Origin of the sequence: Ruania alkalisoli (assembly GCF_014960965.1) — a bacterium.
Taxonomy (GTDB): Bacteria; Actinomycetota; Actinomycetes; order Actinomycetales; family Beutenbergiaceae; genus Ruania; species Ruania alkalisoli.
The window spans coordinates 1068431-1086283 of the sequence record NZ_CP063169.1 but is presented as its reverse complement, the minus strand read 5'-3'; the positions used below and the strand labels follow the sequence as shown (position 1 = coordinate 1086283).

The following is a 17853-nucleotide window of genomic DNA, read 5'->3' as shown; positions in this document are numbered from 1 at the left end:
TGCCGCCAGATCGACGATCGATTCCAGAGGGCGGTCCCGTTTCGGGGCGGAGACTCTGCGGCCGAACCGGCGGGCGGAGAATCTGCAGCCAAACAGACAGGCCCCGCTGCCGAACAGGCAGGGCTCAGCGGCCGAGCACGCCCCGCAGGAAGTCCTCGGCCGCCGCGGGAAGCCGGGCACCGCGCCGCCAGACCGCGTGCAGGTGCCGTCGCAGATCCACGTCCGGCACGTCGATCTCCACGAGGCGACCGTCGCCGAGCTCGGCCCCCACCGCGAGCGCCGAGAGCACCGCGGGATACCCGCCCGAGGCAACTTCCACCTTCACCGCGGCGTTCGAGTCGAGCTCGAGTACCGGCTGAACCGGCTCCCCCAGCGCCCGCGTGAGCGCATCCCTGGTTCCCGACCCGTCCTCGCGTGAGGCCAGCGCCATCCCGACGAGTTGGTCGCGGGTGAGCGGGCGGCGCCGCCGGGCCAGCGGGTGCTCCGGACCGACCACGAGCGCCAGCCGGTCGGTCCCTACCCGCCGCCGGGCCAGGTCCGAGGGCACGGCGGGCGATTCGATGAATCCCAAGTCGATCTCCCGCGAGCGCAGCGCCGCGACGACATCCGCGGAGTTCATCACCCGCAGCCGCACCGGCCGCCCCTCGCTGCGGCGCCGGTAGGCGGCCAACCACGCGGGCATGAGGTACTCCCCCACGGTCTGGCTCGCCGCGACCACCAGCTGCGCGTCGTGCTGGGAGGCGAGCGCCCGGGCTCCGGTGACCAGCACGTCAGCGGACTCGACGACGGCTCGCGCCCAGTCGGTGACAGCCCTTCCGTCGGGTGTGAGTTCAGCACCCCGGCTGCGGCGTTCCACCAGCTCCAGCCCGAGGCGCCGCTCCAGGTCCTTGATCCGCGCGCTGGCCGAGGGCTGACTCACCCCGGCGGCGCGTGCAGCGGCCGAGATGCTGCCACGATCTGCCACCGCGACGAGCAGGCGCAGCATGTCGAGGGTGACATCGTGCGGCGCCGGCATAGCTTCAGCCTATATCCATCTAGGGATCCGGTAGGTAGTGGATGCGCGTTGGCACCGGCAGCATCGAGAGCATGGCACCACCGACCCCACCACCTGGCGCGAACGCTGAGTTGCTCGGCGTTCAGGCGCGCGACGCCGAGCAACTCAACGTTCGGCCGGCGGGGACGGCGGGGATAGTGGGCCGGGCGGGCAGGGGGCCGGTGCTCACCGCAGTCCTCCTCTGCGCCGTGCTCACTGCTGCCGCCACCCTGGCGGGCCGGGCGGTCCCGCTGGTCGGTGCACCAGTGCTCGCCGTGGTCGCGGGCGCCATCGTCGCCACCGCGGCGGGGCCTCGCCGCCGGCACGCCTGGGCGCCCGCACTCCCGGTCGCGAGCCGGTGGGGGCTTCAGGCCGCCGTCGTCCTGCTCGGGGTACACCTCTCCCTCGGTGAGGTAGCCGCCGTCGGGAGCCAGGCCCTGCCCGTGACCATCGGAACGTTGCTGATCTGCCTGGGGGCCGCCGTCGGGCTGGGGCGCCTGCTGGGTGTGGACCGGGACCTGCGCACGCTGATCGGGGTGGGTACCGCGGTCTGCGGAGCCTCGGCGATCGCTGCAGTCACGCCCGTGCTGCGCCCGGCCGGGGCCACGGTGGCGTACGCGCTGAGCACCGTGTTCGTGTTCAATATCGCCGCCGTGCTGGCCTTCCCCGCACTCGGGCACGCGTTGGGACTAAGCGACGAGGCGTTCGGGGTGCTCGCGGGCACGGCCGTGAACGACATGTCCTCAGTGGTCGCTGCGGCGGGCAGCTACTCCCCCGAGGCTGCGCACACCGCGGTGGTCGTCAAGCTCAGCCGGACGCTGGCCATCATCCCGATATGCCTCGTACTGGCCGCCGTGGTCGCCCGCCGTGATTCCCCCACCGCTGCGAGGCGCCCGGTGTGGCGGTTAGTGCCGTGGTTCCTGGTCGGATTCGTCGCCGTGGCGGCGCTGAATACGCTGGGCCTGATCCCTACTGACATCCAGGCCGCGAGTGCACAGACCTCCACTGTGCTGATCACGGCAGCTCTGGCCGCGATCGGGCTGGCGACCGACCTGCCCGCGCTGCGCCGCACCGGCCCGACGCCGCTGGTGCTCGGCGGCGTGCTGTGGCTGGTGGTCACGGGTGCGAGCCTGGGGTTGCAGGCATTGTTCTGATCACCGCGTCTGATCACCGTGCGGTGAGTTCAGCCTTCAGCGTCGCGTCCAGTTTCCCGACGGCGGTGCGTAGCGCCGGCCGAGGAAGGTCACCTCGGCACCGGCGCAGGAACGCCACGACGGCGGCCTCGTCCTGCACGCTCACCTCGCGAAGCGCCACACCCACCGACGATGTGACATCCGGCTCCAGATCACGGGCGAGAGTCTCGGCGATGCGCAAAGCGTCGGCGACCTCGCCGTGCCGGACGAGCCAGAACGTCGCAGTGATCGCCGAGCGTCGTTCGTAGGTGTGGGGCGATGCGGCGAGGGTGTCGAGGATGCTGCGATCGGAGCGGGTGAGCAGCCAGCCGCCGATCACCCGGGGCGCTGCCCGGTCGACGAAGTCCCAGGTGTCGAGCATGTCGTGATGGTCGAGATAAAGCCGCGCAAGCTCGGCTCGCTGGTCGTCGGTCAGGCGCAGGCGGGCGCGGAAGTCCAGGATGCTCACGCCGACCATCCGCACCTCGTACCAGGGGGCTCGCAGCAACCGCGGCACGTCACCCAGGTCGATGTCGCGGTAGGTCTTGGCGAGGTCGAAGACCGTCTTCATCCGCACCCCGAGCGGGCGACTGCTCCCGCGCAGCCGGCGGGCGATCTTCTCCTGCTCATTCTCCTCGGCGTGGGCAGACAAGAGCGCGACGATCTCGTCCGGTACTCGCTCCGACATCCGCACCTCCTTGCGCAGAGTGTAAGAGGCCGCCAGGAGGGCGATGCCTGTTGCGCGGCAGCACCTGCTGGCGAACCCTCGAGGGCCACCGCCGAGCCAGTCGAGGCTCGAGCTCCGTCCGGTGCTAGCCGCACCTGGTGGACCGTGCGGTGACAGCAACCGAGGATCCGGCCAGGATAGGAGGCAGCCACCCGGCACACCGCCCGGGTCGATCGAGAGGTGAGCCGTGCCCGAGCCAGCGTTCGTGGGGGAAGGACGCTCCGCCGTCGTGACGGGCTTGCTCGAGGCCTACGACCGGATCCGGGCGGGCGAACCGGCGCAGTGGATCGCGCTCGAGGCGCCCTCTGGCTGGGGCAAGACGCGTCTGCTGCGCGAGCTCTACCGCCAGCTGGCGGCGCATCGGCAGCCGGAGCCGCACTACTGGCCGGGCGATCTCTTCGGCGCGGAAGTTCCCGAGGAGGTGGGCGCGCGGCGCAAACGTCTCGTCCCGGAGGTCGAGCACACCCCCGGCAGCCTCCCGGCCTTCATGTGGTGGGGGATCGCCTGCTCACTGCGGGGTGGAGTCTCCTCGGCCTCGCTGCGGCACGACCTCGCACAGCTGCAGGCGCACGCTGACTACCTGGAGGACGCCTGGCGCCACGTCGCACCCAGGCACGGGCGATGGCGATCGGGCCTGAAGGATCTCGGTTTCGCGGCGGCGGACGAGGCGGCGATGGAGGTGGCTGGCACGGCGGTCGAGGCGGTGGTGGGGGCAGCGATCCCGGGTCTGGGGCTGGTGCGGTGGCTGGGCGAGCGCGGAGTGGCAGGGGTGCGAGCGGCGGCCGAGCGACGGGAGCGGCTCGACTCCAGCGAACGAATCGCCGCCAGTGATCTCGTGGCCGAGACCGCGGCAATGGTTGACCGGCTCGCCGTACCGGAGCTGCCCGTGGTGATCGTCGTCGAGGACCTGCATGACGCCGACGCGGGCCTGGCCGACCTGCTCGGATCGCTGGTGAGCGGGACCGCATCGGTGCTGGTGATCTCCACTTCGTGGCCGGGGCGCACCGAGGATAACGAGCACGTCCGGCGCGCCCTGACCGCTGCGGGAGACCGGGTGGTGCGCCTGGACCACCGGAGTGAGCGGGCACCGCAGCCGTTCGGAGTCGATGCCTCGCTCGCCGCGCTGGACCCGGCGGCGCTCGAGGCGATCGTGCGCAGCCACTACCCGCAGGTGGAGCAGCGGACAGCGGCGCACATCGCCGGACGCTACCCGAACCCACTTGCCCTCGAACTGTTCTGCCAGTTGCCGCGGGTGCGCCGCCGTGGCCGGTCGGGCGAGCTGCGGCTCGACGCGGCGACGATCGCCGAGGCGCCAGCAGAGATCCGCGGACTGTACGCCGAACTGTGGCGCGAGCTGCCGGAGACGGTGCGGGAGGCGCTCAGCCTGGCGACCCTGGGTATCCCAGTACTCCTGGACGCCACCACCGGAGCCGGCGAGTGGAACACCGACCTGCTGCTCGCCGCGCTACGCGAGCTGGACTGGCCGTCACTGCCGGAGATCGCCGAGGCGCTGCACACCGGCAGCGACGCCTACTCCTGGGCCAGGTCGGTGAGCACCATGCTGCACACCTTCACCGAGCGGGACCAACGCGAGATCGCTGCCGAGGACGACACGTTCCTGTTCGACGAGGACCGTACCGAGGTGCGTACCGCGATCGGGGCGGCGCTGGGAGCGTTCCTGACCGAGCATCTCACCGGACTGGAGGTCGCCGAACGGCACCATCTCGCCGATCTCGCTGCGGTGCTGCACGCTGAGGGGTTCCTGCGCGATCCGGACGTACTGGCCGACGCCATCCGCCCGGCCGCGGAACTGAGCTGGGACGATCAGCGCGACCTTCCGCGATATCTTCGGCTCCTGACGCGGGTGATCGAGGCCGGCCCATCTCCGGACCGGCTGGCCCGCGCCCATCTGCTGCGCGGGCATGCCTTCCAGCTCAGCGGCCGGCTCGTCGAGGCGCTGGCGGACGCCGAGGCAGCGGCGCACGCGCCTGGCGCTCCGGAGTTGTTCGACCTGGAGGTGCTGAACCTGCGGGCCCAGGTGCTGACCGGGTTGTACCGCACCGACGATGCGGTCCGCGCCCACCAGAAACTGGCCGCGCGCATGGAGCAGGTACGCGGTGCCGCGCATCCGGACACCCTCGCCACCCATGCGACGTTGGCGAGCGCCCTCTCGCAAGCGGGGCGCGGCGAGGAAGCCGTGGAGCTGATCCGGCGGACCGTCGCGCTCGGCACGCAGCATCTCACCGGCGATGACGGCCTCCTCCTCGGGATGCGCGGAACCCTCGCTGCCCTCCTCGGTGACCACGGGCATACCGAGGAGGCACTCTCGCTCCTGACCGCCCTCGAAGCGGACTGCGTACGAGCCCTCGGTCCCGAGCACCCCCGTACCCTCACGGTGCGGCGCAACCGGGCCGCCGGTCTGCACATGGCCGGTCAGCACGAGGAGGCAGTGGAACTGCAGCGTGCGCTACTGGTGATCCACCACCAGGCCCTCGGACCTGACCACCCCAGCACCTTCCTGCTGCGCCGCCAGCTCGGAAGCGCGCTGGCAGAGGGTTCAGACCCCCAGGAAGGTGTCGACGTGCTGACGGCCTTGCACGCCCGGGAGGTGGAGGTGCTCGGGTGGGATCACCCCGACGTGCAATCGACCCGGCGGCTCGTCGCCGAGATCGCACTCCGAACCGGTGACGCCGCCACCGCCGTCCGGCTGCTGGAGCGGCACGTGCAGGACTGCGAGCGCATCTTCGGCGCTGACTCGCTCCCGCTGCGCACGGCACAAGCGAAACTGGCGGCGGCGCTCACCCACACCGACCGGGCCGCCGAGGCGACGCCGCTACTCGAGGACGTCGTCCGTGCTCTGCACACTCTCACCGAACCTGGCTCTGAGCAGATGTTCCACGCCCGCCAGTTGCTCGGGCGCCTGCGGGCGGAGACAGACCTGGGCGCTGCACAGGAGCACCTGCGCGCCTGCGCGCAGATCGCGATCACCCGCTGGGGAGCCACGGACCCGCGCACGATCGACGCTCGTGACGATGTTGCCCGCGTGCTCCGTGCGGCGGGCCGCCTCGCCGAGGCGCTGCACGAGTGGGAACAGATCGCGGGTGACCTCACCGGCCACGGAGTCGATCCGGAGATCACCGGGTACCTGGAACAGACGCTGGCGGAGGTCCGAGCCGAGCTGGACTCACGAGGGGCGTGACGCGAGCCGCTGGCTGATCCACGTGTCCACCAGCGCGTGGAAGGCCTCCGTCCGGTCCCGGCGCACGCAGTGCCCAGCACCCTCGATCACCTCGATCTGCACCCGCGGGTTGCCGATCGATTCGATCTCGGCCATCTGCGAGTGGTCGATGATGACCCCCTCGGTCCCGGTGACGATCAGGGTCGGCATGGCCAACCCGGCCACCAGCTCTCGCCAGGGTTCCGACGGCGCCACTCGCCCGAGCGCGAGGAAGTCACGGTCTGTCTTGGCGTGAGCCTCCTGCCAGGGTGCGATCTCGGCAGCGGGCCAGACCGGGTTCGGTTCTCCTCTGCCGGCGAGGAAGGTCTGGCCGCGTTCACGCTCCTCGGCGCCGGTCAGGTCCCGCCAGGCCGGGTCTTCGAGCACGAGCGATCCGACGAGGTCCGGACGGCGGAACGCCACTGCCGCGGCGGTGGCACCACCCATGGAGTGGCCGATCAGCACGACCGGATAGACCAGAGTCTCCAGCAGGGCGATCACCTCATCAGCCATCGCGTCCACCGGCCCGATGTCGAGCTCGTCGGGCCGGAACCGGTCTGAATCCCCGTGCCCGAGAGCATCCGGGGCCACCACCCGGTAGTCGCGCTCCCACCGGGCGACCGCATCTGCCCAGCACAGGCCGGAATCCGTAATCCCGTGCAGGAGCACGAGGGCCGGGCGATCGGTGGTTCCCCAGGAGTGGACGGCGAGGCGTGTCGTCATGCCCGAGAGTGTAGGGCTGACCAGAACCGGACGGACCGGGATGAAATCGACGGACATACTGCCATGTGTTGCGTATGCAGGCCCAGGTGGCTGTATTCCCGTCGTTTTCGTCCGGTTGCAGCACAGGCCGTCCTAGGCTGAGCAGGAAACCCGGAGGTGCATGAGATGACTGAGCCAGCACACCAGCACGAGCACCTGGACGCCGTGCTCGCCGAGCTTGCCGCACTTGAGGACCCGACGATGCGGGAGGCCAACGAGGCCCGCGGCGACGATCACGGGGTGAATCTCAGCAGACTCCGCGCCATCGCGAAGCGACTCAAGACCCAGCAGGACCTCGCACTCGCGCTGTGGGACACCGCTGACGCTGCGGCGCGGCTACTCGCCCTGCTGATCTGCCGCCCGAAGGCGTTCGAGCGCGAGCAGCTCGATGCGATGCTCCGGCAGGCTCGCCCACCGAAGGTGCATGACTGGCTCGTGAACTACGTGGTGAAGAAGAGCCCGCACTTGGAAACGCTGCGGCAGGTGTGGATGGCCGACTCCGACCCGGTGGTTGCCAGCGCCGGGTGGGCGCTCACTGCGGACCGGGTGGTGAAGCAGCCGGAGGGACTCGATCTGGACCACCTGCTGGGAGTGATCGAGGTGGAGATGGCGCAGGCCCCGGACCGCCTGCAGTGGGCGATGAACACGTGCCTGGCGCAGATCGGGATCACTCATCCCGGCCATCGGAACCGGGCAATCGCGATCGGTGAGCGGCTGCGGGTGCTGGAGGACTACCCCACCTCCCCCGGGTGCACCTCCCCGTATGCGCCGGTGTGGATCGCCGAGATGGTGCGACGCCAGGACGCGTCGTAGGTTTTGTTCTCATGAACCTCACCTTCACCGCGCTGACGCGGGCCGACCTGCCGTTGCTGGGCCGGTGGCTCACGGTGCCAGCGGTCGCACGTTGGTGGGCCGATCCGTCCGATCCCGCTGCTCTTGAGCGTGAGTACGGCCCTCGCATCGACGGCCGCGATCGCGTCCCCACCTGGATCGTGCACCTCGACAACCGGCCGATCGGGCTCATCCAGTGGTATCGCTACTCCGATGAGCGCGAGTACCTCACCCAGATGCGGCAGATCGTTCCTGTACCCGGGGACGCCGTGTCCATCGACTACCTCATCGGGGAGGAGTCGGCGCTCGGTCGCGGCGTCGGGCCGGAGATGATCGACCGGCTCGTGCGTCAGCAGTGGGCGGTGCACGATGATGCCGGTGACGTCGTCGTGGCAGTCCATGCCGATAACACGCGCTCCTGGCGGGCGTTGGAGAAGGCCGGGTTCAGTCACGCTGCGGACGGTGAGCTCGACCCGGACAATCCCATCGACGACAGGCGGCACCGCATCATGGTCCGCCGGAGGATGCACCATGAACCGTGAGATCCCGGTACAGCTGGCGCGCGGACGACGCCGGCAGCGGCAGTTGCTGGGCGGATCCCCTCTGAGCCCGGCCGAGGTGGTCGAGCGCGCTGTCGCGCTCCAGGGTCAGGATCTGCCCGCCGTGCTGCGGGCTATCGCGATCCGCTCGCGCCCGGGCACCACCGTCGACGACGTCCGGCAGGCTTTCGATTCCGGTTACCTGGTGCGGTCCTGGCCGATGCGAGGCACGCTGTTCGCCACCACACCGGGGCACCTCGCCACCCTGCTGTCCCTCACGGCGGAGCGAACGCACAGGGCGACCACCCGCCGTCGGGAACAGCTCGGCCTGGACGATCACACGATCGGTCGGGCACGCGACCTGCTGGCCGAGGCGCTGCACGAGCGCCCACGCACCCGTGGCGAGGCGATGGAGCTGTGGGACACGGCGGGAATCGCTACCGCGAACGGGCGCGGCTACCACCTGCTGATGCACCTGGCGGTCGACGCACTGATCCACTGGGGCCGATTCGCCGAGACCGGCCACCAGCTACTCGAACTCACCACCACCTCCCGGGAAGCGGATCCGGACGCGGCACTGGCCCAGGTGATCCGAGGCTACGTCGCCGCCCGCGGGCCGGTGACGCTCGCCGACCTCGCGTGGTGGACCAAACTGCCGAAGACACAGCTGCGGAAGGCCGCGGCCACGGTCGAGGACCTGATGGAGGTGAGCGTGGACGGCACCGCCTCCTGGATGCTCGCCGATGATCAGGAGCCAGGCCATGAGGCACACGCCTGCGACCCGGGCGACGACGCTACTCCGCAGGTCGACCTGGTCCCCGGTTTCGACGAGTGGATCCTCGGCTACGCCGACCGGTCCCTGGTCGCGAGCCCGGAAGCGCTGCGTGCGCTCGTGCCGGGCGGCAACGGGGTGTTCCGGCCGGCGGTGCTCGTCGACGGCGTCGTGGTGGGCACCTGGAAGCCGCCTCGGAAGTCGGGTGGTGCGGTTCTGGAGCTGGTGGAGAAGGTCAACCGGGGCACCCGGGCGAAGATCGATGTGGCGGTCGAGCAATGGCCACACGAGACCCGGGCGTGACACAGAGTGTCTGCCTGAGGCGCCGTCACTCCTCGCCGAACGAACGCTCGTGCGCGTAGCGAATCTGATCGTTGCTGACGCCCTGCGGCACCATCGGCCACACCATCGAATCGCGACTGACCACGAAGTCGATCACCACCGGCCGATCATGGATCCCGAGTGCCGTCTCGATCGCGGCGTCGATCTGGGCCTCGCGCTCCACCCGCAACCCCACGCACCCGTACGCTTCGGCCAGACCCACGACGTCCGGGATCGGAGCCTGCCGCTCAGGTCCCAGGTCACTGTGGGAGTACCGCTGCCCGTAGAACAACGTCTGCCACTGCCGGATCATCCCGAGCGAGGAGTTGTTGATCACGGCAACCTTGAGGGGGATGCCTTCGATGGCGCAGGTCGCCAGTTCCTGGTTCGTCATCTGGAACGACCCGTCACCGTCGATGGCCCACACCACCCGCCCCGGCGCGGCGACCTTCGCACCCATGGCCGCGGGGATGGCATAGCCCATCGTCCCGGCGCCACCTGAACTGAGCCACGCATAGGGGCGCTCGAACGGCAGGAATTGCGCGGCCCACATCTGGTGCTGCCCGACGCCGGTCGCGTAGATGGCCTCGGGACCGGTGAGGTGGCCGAGCTGCTGGATCACCTGCTGGGCCGGGATCCGTCCGTCACTGGCAGGCGGGTAGCCGAGCGGAAAGTCACGACGGAGCCGGTTCAACTCGTCCCACCACGGCACCAGGCTGGCTCGGTCGGCCGGTTCGATGCTCCGAACAGCCTGTGCCAGTTGAGGCAGTGCCGAGCGCACGTGAGCAACGATGGGGGTATCGGCATGGCGAACCTTGGAGATCTCGGCGGGGTCGACGTCCAGATGGACCACGCGCGCCTGCGGTGCGAAACTGCTCCGGACGCCGGTGACCCGCTCGTCGAATCGTGCACCGACGGCGATCAGCAGGTCGGCGCGTTGCATTCCCAGCACGGCGGGGACCGTTCCGTGCATGCCGGGCATTCCCAGTGCGAGCGGATGGGAATCGGGGAAGGCGCCACGGGCATTGAGCGTCGTCACCACCGGGGCACCCACTACCTCGGCCAGCTCGCGCAGCTCGTCTGCGGCCCGTCCGCGGACGACACCCCCGCCCACGTACAGTACGGGCCGGTGCGCTCCGGCAATCTCCTCCGCAGCCCGTCGCACCTGGGAGTGGCGGACGCGACCGCGCTCGGGATGGTCGGGAGGGTTTGACGTCGGCCACGCGAACGGCGCAGTCTCCTGCTGCGCATCCTTGGTGATGTCGACGAGCACCGGCCCGGGCCGGCCGGCGGTGGCCAGCGAGTGTGCGTGCGCGAGAACAGTGGGGATGTCCGCAGCATCGGTGACCAGGAAGGAGTGCTTGGTCACCGAGAGTGTCATGCCGACGATATCGGCTTCCTGAAAGGCGTCTGTTCCGAGCACATGGGAGGAGACCTGACCGGTGATCACCAGCAGTGGCACCGAGTCCAGCTGGGCGTCCATGAGTGCCGTGACGAGATTCGTCGCGCCGGGGCCGCTGGTTGCCATCGCGACACCGACCTGACCGGTGGTGCATGCGTAGCCTTCGGCCGCATGCCCGGCACCCTGCTCGTGGCGGACGAGCACGTGCCGGATCCGGCTCGAGGAGAGCAGCGCGTCGTAGGTGGGGAGGATGGATCCGCCGGGAATCCCGAAGACGTCGCGCACCCCGAGTCGCTCCAGGGAGCGCACGACCGCTTCGGCGCCTGTCATCATCGTCCCGTCGGGGACGGCAGGAGGTAGGTGGACCGGCCGACGCCGGGACGAGCGCAAGGATGCAGACAGGGGCACAGACACGAAACACTCCTGGACACGAGAGACACACGTCTCGCGCTGGCACGGAGTCCGCACGAGACCATGGGACGGTCGCTGGGCTCAGAGTGATCCGGATAGGAACGGCCCTCACCGCTGGCGCACGACTCGGAAACGAAGTCCGTCCACACGCCCGACGCGGTTGCGTCTGCCCAGGATCTCTTCGGGTCGAAGGAGGCTGGGCTTCCCGCAGGCTAGCAGATCTGATCGACTCCTCGGCCAGCATCCTGTGCGCTCTGCGAGCCTCACACCTCTCGCTCATGGAGCCGGACGAGCGCAGCCAGGCCCGGACCGGTCTGTGTGGCCAGTCTGTGCTGCACGGCCTGCAACGCCGGCGAGCTGAGTCCAGCGGGTACGCGGGCTGGGTTCAGTGCCACGGTGTGCGCCCAGGCGGCAATGTCCGGCTCCGCACCGAACGCCATCGCCGATCTCGTTCCATGAATGTTCGTTCTCACCCAGTCCGCCGGTGTGCTCGGGTAGGGCGAGGAGGGGCACACCTGGTTCTTCGCATCGTCGCCGACCCGGGTGGCTTCGATGTAGCCGATGAGCGCCGCTCCGAAGCACGGGAACCCGGCCCGGGTCGGCTGAACAGTGATCGCATCGCGCCCCCAGATCGGCATCGACGATTCATGGCGTAGCCCGTGCGCTGCGCAGTGCACGACCAGAGCGTCATCGTGGACGTCTACAGCGCCGCCGTCGAAGTTCAGCCGCCCTCGCTCCACGCGCCGCAGGCGCCCGCGCCGGACCACGTTCTCGATACTGCGCAGCAGGTCCAGCTCCCACGTGGCCAGTGTGGGAGCCCGCGCCATCGTGGGCGTGAGTGCCCGGTTGATGGGCATCATCACGCCGGCCTCTTCGAGTCGGAGGAACAGGTCGTCGACCGACCGCGCGGCCACCGCACTCTCGAAGATGTCGGCCGCCATACCCAGGAACACGTCCGGATCTGGCTGCACCTTGGCGCGATTGAGCATCCACGGTTCACGCGGCCGCACCCAGCAGATCGCCTCCGGGTCGACGCCTTGGCCGAGCAACCAGATCACGGCATCGGTGGCCGTCTTCCCCGACCCCACGATGACGTACTGGCTCGGAGCGTCGTCCACTCGCGGGAGATCGTTGACGGCCACGACGCGAACCTGGTCGGCGACCTCGAAGGGCGGCGGGGTCGTCGCTGGGATCTCGGGGGCGAGATACCGTGCGTCTACGATCCGGCAACGCTGCGACACCTCGTACCGGGTGCCGTCGCACGTGAGTACGCGCCGGTCCCAGTCGTAGTGGCTACGGGGAATGAACCGCACCTGTCCGGACGCGACGAAGCGATCGTTCAGTACTGACTGGTAGTAGGCGCAGATCTGCTCACGGTCTGCCCGTTCGTGCAGTCCCGTTTCGGGGCCCTGGGTCTGACGGCGTCCCTCACCGAGGAGTGTCGAGGCCACCCCGTAGAACGAGGAGGCCTGATGCAGGCGTACGAACGGGTAGGCGTCCAACCAGTGCCCGCCGGGGCCGGGGCGTCGGTCCACCAGCGTGACGCTCGCGTCACTGTGATCGATCAGCGCATCGGTGAATGCCATACCCGCGGCGCCGGCGCCAACGACCAGGTAGTCGCTGTCCACCTTGCCCATGGCCTGCTCCTTGCAGCCGGGCCTGGGTGCACCCAGACCCTCATATGCAGCCTAGCGCGACTGCGGATTCGCGCATCTGCGACCGCTCATCTCGGCTTCTGAGCTACGTCAGGCCACCACCGGGTCGGCGCGGTGGCAGGCGGTACGGTGTCCGTCCGAGGACTCATGCTGGAAGGACTACGAATGGCCGAGCGGGTGCGCTTCCCGAGCTCGACGGGACCGACACTCGCGGGTGTGCTCGACGTGCCCGAGGGCGAGGCGCGAGGATGGGGGATCTTCGTGCACGGCTTCACCCTCGGTAAGGACTCCCCCGCGGCCGTGCGAATCTGCAGGCAACTCGCCGCCGAGGGCATCGGGATGCTCCGCTTCGACGCCCTGGGGCTCTCCGACTCCGAGGGCGACTGGGGCGACGGATCGTTCACGGTGAAGGTTCACGACACGGTGGCGGCCGCGCGATTCATGGCCGAGCGTGGCACGCCGGTCTCGGTGCTGGTGGGCCACTCCTGGGGTGGTGCGGCCGCAATCGCCGCCGGCCGGGATGCCGACGTGGGCGCCGTCGTCAGCATCGGGGCGCCCTCGGACCCGAGCAATGTGGAACGTCACTACGACGCAGTGGTGGGCCGCGCCTGCCAGGACGGCAGCGCCGAGTGGCTCATCGGAGGGCGGGCACTGACCCTCAAGCGTGCCTTCGTGGAGGATGTGCGGAGCGCGGACCTGACGGACAAGGTCAGCACCCTGGACCGGCCACTGCTCATCATGCACTCCCCCATCGACAACACCGTCGGCATCGACAACGCCAGCGAGATCTTCCGGATGGCCCGCCATCCGCGCAGTTTCGTCTCTCTGGAGGGGGCCGATCACCTGCTGACCGAGCCCGGGCAGGCTCAGCGCGCGGCGCGGATCGCGTCGGCCTGGGTGGAGCCGTACCTGCGGTAGCCCGCGATCACCTCAACGTCTGCGCGCCGATCACCGAGAGCAGCTGCAACTTCTCGTGGCTCTCGCTGCCAGGCACTGCGGTGTAGACAAGCACCCCGTGCGACTGGTCCGGATCGAGCAACCGTTGGCAGATCAGTTCCAGCGAGCCCACCTCCGGGTGTACGAATCGCTTGATCTCGCGGGGACGGATGCCGACCTCGTGCCGGTCCCACACGTTCCGGAACTCCTCACTGCTCGCAAGCAGCAGATCCACGAAGTGAGCGGCGCGAGAGCCGGGCCCTCGCAGGGTGGCGAGCTCACGCAGGCCGGAGCAGTACATGCGGCTGAGGAAGTCGTGATCCTCGGGGGCATAGATCGACCGAGCCCCCGAGGTGGTGAACCACCGGTAGCCGAGACTCCGCTCGGGACCGGTGAACCGCGTGTTGTCGCCGACCAGGGCCACGCTCGCAGGTGTCTGGCGGAGCGTCTCCCCCAGTTCGGTGGCCACCTCGGCCGGAGTGTCGGTGAGGCGATCGAGGATCCGCAACACCCCCGGGGTGACGTGCTCGCTGGGACCCTCCCGCGAGGGCGCGTTCTGACCGGCGAGCCGGAACAGGTGGTCGCGTTCGGACAGCGACAGGTGCAGGCCCTGAGCGATCGCGGCGAGCATCTGCGGTGACGGGTGCGGACCCCGCTGACGTTCCAGCCGCGAGTAGTAGTCCGTCGACATGTGGCACAGGGCCGCGACTTCCTCGCGCCGGAGTCCGCTGGTCCTGCGTCGCGGGCCACGCGGCAGGCCGACATCCTCAGGTTGCAGCGCCTCGCGGCGCCGACGGAGGAACTCCGCGAGGCCTGTGCGGTCGATCATGGTGACTCCTTCGGGTGCGTCCTGATGTTTGTACCGCGAACCGGGCTCCCGCAGCCACGGATCACCGATCCCCCTCCCCCCGCCAGCCTGGGATCACCAGGCCGTGGATACACCCGGACGACCCGGCGAGGATCAATCGCATCGATCCGCGAACGAGGAGCACCCATGGCACGGCGAACCGTCGACATCACGATCCCTGACCTGACCGGCAAACGAGCCCTCATCACGGGCGCCAGCGACGGGATGGGCATGATCATGGCGAGACGGCTCGCCGCAGCCGGCGCCGAGGTGATCATGCCGGTACGAAACCCGCGCAAGGGGGACGCCGCCGCGGCACACATCCGAGACCAGGTGCCTGGAGCGAGAGTCTCGCTCCGCACGCTCGACCTGTCCAGCCTGGACTCGGTGAGGGCACTCGGTCAGACGCTCCTCGCCGAAGGCGAGCCGATCCACCTGCTGATCAACAACGCCGGCCTGATGACCCCGCCGGACAGGCAACTCACCGCCGACGGATTCGAGCTGCAGCTCGGCACGAATCACCTCGGACATGTGGCCCTCGTCGGGCAGATCCTTCCACTGCTGAGAGCGGGCCGGGCCCGGGTCACCTCACAGGTGAGCATCGCCGCCCGTCGCGGGACGGTGAACTGGGACGACCTGCAGTTCGCCCGCAGCTACGACGGACGGAAGGCATACAGCCAGTCGAAGATCGCCTTCGGCCTGTTCGGTCTCGAACTGCAACGACGCAGTCAGGCAGGCGGATGGGGCATCACGAGCAACCTTTCCCACCCGGGGGTGGCTCCGACGAACCTGCTGGCCGCGCGGCCGGAGATCGGCCGCAGCACCGACACCACGGCGGTGCGTCTCATCCGGTGGCTCTCCGCCCGCGGCATCCTGGCCGGCACACCGGAGTCGGCCGCCCTGCCCGCACTGCTGGCGGCCACCTCGCCGAAGGCCGGGGGCGGGCTGCTGTACGGACCCGACGGCCCCGGCCACATCGGCGGCGCGCCCACACAGCAGTCGTTGTACGCCCCGTTGCGCAGCGAACAGGACGCGGCGCGGATCTGGCAGGTGTCCGCTGAGCTGGCGGGCGTCAGCTTCCCCTCATGAGCCGGCGACGGCGGCCCCTCCCACTCGTGTGAGCGCACCAGCCGTAGGTGCTCACCGCTCGTCAAAACAGCGGCCACGGGACCGCAGGCGCGTCCCCTTCCGGGGGTGGGAACGTGCCGGTGGCAAGCAGTCGCTCGCATCGCGCGGCGAGGGCCTCGAGCTCCGGCCCGCTCAGCAAGGCACGGAGCGGCTGCCCGAGATCGCCGCTCAGCCCCGAGACCACCCGCTCCACCCCGGCGATCTCGCCGGAATCGAGGGCTTCGCCGATCCATCCCCACAGCACCGTCCGCAGCTTGGGCTCGGTGTGGAAGCTGACCCCGTGGTCCACGCCGTGCCGGTGACCGTCGGTAGCCGGCAGGATGTGGCTGCCCTTGCGATCGGCATTGTTGACGAGCACGTCGAAGACGGCGATCCGGCGCAGTGCGGGAGAGTTCTCGTGGATGACGGCGACGCTCTGCCCGCTCTCGTCGCTGCCTTCGAGCACGGTACGCCAGCCCTGCGGCACCGCGGCCGAGGCGACGACGTCCACCGGATCCTGCTCCGCATCCGGCTCCTGCCACAGTTGCACCATGCCGGGCCCGAGCGGTCCGTCACGCACCCACGTGCGGGGGACAATCCGCCACTGAAGGACCTCGGAGACGAGGTAGGCCGCTACTTCACGGGAGGCGAGGGTCTGGTCCGGGAAATCCCACAGTGGCCGCTCGCCGGCGACCGGCTTGTAGACCACGCGGACGTCACCGATCCTGCCGACGAACGTCGCGTTGGAGGCGACGGTGATCCGCCCCTCAAGCGTCAGCTCCCCGGCCTGCAGGTCCTGCTCGTCGAGTGCGATCGGGCTCTCACCGGTCATCGAGCAGGTTGCAGACGTGTCCGTCCGGGTCGACCGGGCGAGCGCAGAGCGGGCAGATGGGGCGCCCGGCGAGCGCGACCTCGCGCGTGCGCTGCGCGAACGCTCGCGCGGTGCCGACCGGGATCCGCACGCGGAGCACCTCGCTCGGCTCGTACGCTGCGTCCTCATCCGAGTCCACGTCACCCTCGTCCGAGACCTCCAAGGCGAACGCCTCGATGACGATCTGCGCCGTCCGGGGGTCCCAGCCCAAACCCAGCGCTCCGGAGCGGAAATCTTCCTCGACGGGCTGCTCCAGGGGGTCGGAGTCGACCAGTTCGGCCGGCACGTCCTTCGGGGCGGTGGCGGGGTGGTCAGGATTCTGCGACACCTCGTCGAGCAACTCGTCCATCTTCTCGGCGAGCAGGACGGACTGCTCCTTCTCGAGCGCCACGCTGGTGGAGCGGGCGCCGTGTCGGACCTGCAGGTAGAAGGTGCGTTCACCGGGGCGACCGACGGTCCCGACGACGACGCGATCGGGCCAGTCGTACTCATGGACGAGAGTCGGCATGGCGACCAGTCTACGAGGCGGAGCTTGCGCCGTCGTGAAGGCCTGCGCTCTCGCGCCCCGCCTCGCGCCCGGCCCCGCCCCCGACCGGCGCATCTGCCACAGGTGCGGCCGAACGCAACCACGTCAGGTCACCGAACTCGGTGTTGGTCGAGACCACATCCGGCCGGGCGGCGCCGTAGCGGACCACGGAGATGGACGCCGGCCCCACATTGAGGCGTTGGAAGAGGTCGAGGTGCATACCCAGCGCATCGGCGAGGACGGACTTGATGATGTCACCGTGGCTGACCACGGCCCAGACCGCACCTGCGCCGTGCTTCGCCTCGATCTCAGCATCGCGGCGCCGGATGGCGCCCACCGCGCGGGCCTGCATCGCCGCCAGTGACTCGCCCCCGGGGAAGACGACGGCGGAGGGCTGACTCTGGACCACCGGCCACAGCGGCTCCTTGACGAGGTCGCCCAGCGACAGGCCCTGCCAGCGCCCGTAGTCGCACTCGGTGAGGGCTTCGTCCAGGCTCAACTCGAGATCGTCCTGCTGCTCCAGGAGAGTCCGGGCGGTCTGCACGCACCGCTCGATCGGACTGGAGACGACCTCCACCAGGGGAACCACGGCGAGCCGCTGCGCGGTGCGCTCGGCTTGCTCCCGGCCGAGGTCGTCGAGAAGTACACCTGGCGTGCGACCGGCGAGGACGCCGTCGACGTTAGCGGTCGAACGTCCATGCCGGACGAGGATGACGGTGGCCAT

Annotated in this window: 16 protein-coding genes; 7 read left to right on the top strand and 9 right to left on the bottom strand. The window is 69.8% G+C overall.

The window, feature by feature from the left end; translation table 11 throughout:
• Positions 1-124: 124 nt before the first annotated feature.
• Complete coding sequence (locus tag IM660_RS04585) at positions 125-1015, bottom strand: LysR family transcriptional regulator (RefSeq protein WP_193498230.1); 891 nt, start codon at positions 1013-1015, stop codon at positions 125-127.
• A gap of 71 nt (positions 1016-1086) precedes the next feature.
• On the opposite strand from IM660_RS04585, the gene IM660_RS04580 reads away from it, so the two are divergent.
• Positions 1087-2187, top strand: coding sequence for a YeiH family protein (locus IM660_RS04580; protein ID WP_193498229.1), 1101 nt, complete (start codon positions 1087-1089; stop codon positions 2185-2187).
• Positions 2188-2200: 13 nt separating this feature from the next.
• Here IM660_RS04580 and IM660_RS04575 read toward each other — a convergent pair whose 3' ends face one another.
• Complete coding sequence (locus IM660_RS04575) at positions 2201-2893, bottom strand: DNA alkylation repair protein (RefSeq protein WP_193498228.1); 693 nt, start codon at positions 2891-2893, stop codon at positions 2201-2203.
• 226 nt (positions 2894-3119) lie between these two features.
• On the opposite strand from IM660_RS04575, the gene IM660_RS04570 reads away from it, so the two are divergent.
• Positions 3120-6131: a tetratricopeptide repeat protein gene (locus IM660_RS04570; RefSeq protein WP_193498227.1), complete on the top strand. Its 3012-nt coding sequence runs from the start codon at positions 3120-3122 to the stop codon at positions 6129-6131.
• Here IM660_RS04570 and IM660_RS04565 read toward each other — a convergent pair.
• The gene (locus IM660_RS04565) at positions 6117-6872 is read right to left on the bottom strand and encodes an alpha/beta fold hydrolase (RefSeq protein ID WP_193498226.1); all 756 of its coding nucleotides are present in this window, start codon (positions 6870-6872) and stop codon (positions 6117-6119) included. The genes IM660_RS04570 and IM660_RS04565 overlap by 15 nt on opposite strands.
• Positions 6873-7037: 165 nt before the next feature.
• On the opposite strand from IM660_RS04565, the gene IM660_RS04560 reads away from it, so the two are divergent.
• The 3 genes from IM660_RS04560 to IM660_RS04550 are packed head-to-tail and all read left to right on the top strand — an operon-like array spanning position 7038 to position 9356.
• Positions 7038-7724 carry a DNA alkylation repair protein gene (locus IM660_RS04560; protein ID WP_193498225.1) on the top strand — a complete coding sequence of 229 codons (687 nt, stop codon included), beginning with the start codon at positions 7038-7040 and terminating at the stop codon, positions 7722-7724.
• An 11-nt stretch (positions 7725-7735) separates the two neighbouring features.
• The gene (locus IM660_RS04555) at positions 7736-8284 is read left to right on the top strand and encodes a GNAT family N-acetyltransferase (RefSeq protein ID WP_193498224.1); all 549 of its coding nucleotides are present in this window, start codon (positions 7736-7738) and stop codon (positions 8282-8284) included.
• Positions 8274-9356 (top strand): winged helix DNA-binding domain-containing protein, encoded by a 1083-nt coding sequence (locus IM660_RS04550; RefSeq protein ID WP_193498223.1) that lies wholly within the window; start codon positions 8274-8276, stop codon positions 9354-9356. Before IM660_RS04555 ends, IM660_RS04550 begins: the two co-directional genes overlap by 11 nt.
• 25 nt (positions 9357-9381) lie before the next feature.
• On the opposite strand, the gene IM660_RS04545 is transcribed toward IM660_RS04550, so the two are convergent.
• A complete protein-coding gene (locus IM660_RS04545) occupies positions 9382-11109 on the bottom strand; it encodes an acetolactate synthase large subunit (protein ID WP_193499214.1) in 1728 nt (575 codons plus the stop codon).
• Positions 11110-11450: 341 nt separating this feature from the next.
• On the bottom strand, positions 11451-12824 hold the full coding sequence (locus tag IM660_RS04540; RefSeq protein ID WP_193498222.1) for an NAD(P)-binding protein: 1374 nt from the start codon (positions 12822-12824) through the stop codon (positions 11451-11453).
• 183 nt (positions 12825-13007) lie between these two features.
• Here IM660_RS04540 and IM660_RS04535 point away from each other — a divergent pair, with 183 nt between their 5' ends.
• Positions 13008-13760 (top strand): alpha/beta hydrolase family protein, encoded by a 753-nt coding sequence (locus tag IM660_RS04535; protein ID WP_193498221.1) that lies wholly within the window; start codon positions 13008-13010, stop codon positions 13758-13760.
• Between the two features lie 7 nt (positions 13761-13767).
• Here the strand turns inward: IM660_RS04535 and IM660_RS04530 are convergent, their stop codons facing one another.
• The gene (locus IM660_RS04530; protein WP_193498220.1) at positions 13768-14607 is read right to left on the bottom strand and encodes a helix-turn-helix transcriptional regulator; all 840 of its coding nucleotides are present in this window, start codon (positions 14605-14607) and stop codon (positions 13768-13770) included.
• A gap of 165 nt (positions 14608-14772) precedes the next feature.
• Between IM660_RS04530 and IM660_RS04525 the strand changes: the two genes are divergently transcribed.
• Entirely contained in the window at positions 14773-15714 is a 942-nt protein-coding gene (locus tag IM660_RS04525) for an SDR family oxidoreductase (RefSeq protein WP_193498219.1), read from the top strand.
• A 61-nt stretch (positions 15715-15775) separates the two neighbouring features.
• On the opposite strand, the gene IM660_RS04520 is transcribed toward IM660_RS04525, so the two are convergent.
• From IM660_RS04520 to IM660_RS04510, 3 genes are read right to left on the bottom strand one after another with little or no spacing between them, the layout of a single operon-like run.
• Positions 15776-16564 (bottom strand): SCO1664 family protein, encoded by a 789-nt coding sequence (locus tag IM660_RS04520; RefSeq protein WP_193498218.1) that lies wholly within the window; start codon positions 16562-16564, stop codon positions 15776-15778.
• Positions 16554-17111: a DUF3090 domain-containing protein gene (locus IM660_RS04515; protein ID WP_193498217.1), complete on the bottom strand. Its 558-nt coding sequence runs from the start codon at positions 17109-17111 to the stop codon at positions 16554-16556. The genes IM660_RS04520 and IM660_RS04515 overlap by 11 nt, the downstream gene beginning before the upstream one ends.
• Positions 17112-17121: 10 nt before the next feature.
• Positions 17122-17853: a histidine phosphatase family protein gene (locus IM660_RS04510; RefSeq protein WP_193498216.1), complete on the bottom strand. Its 732-nt coding sequence runs from the start codon at positions 17851-17853 to the stop codon at positions 17122-17124.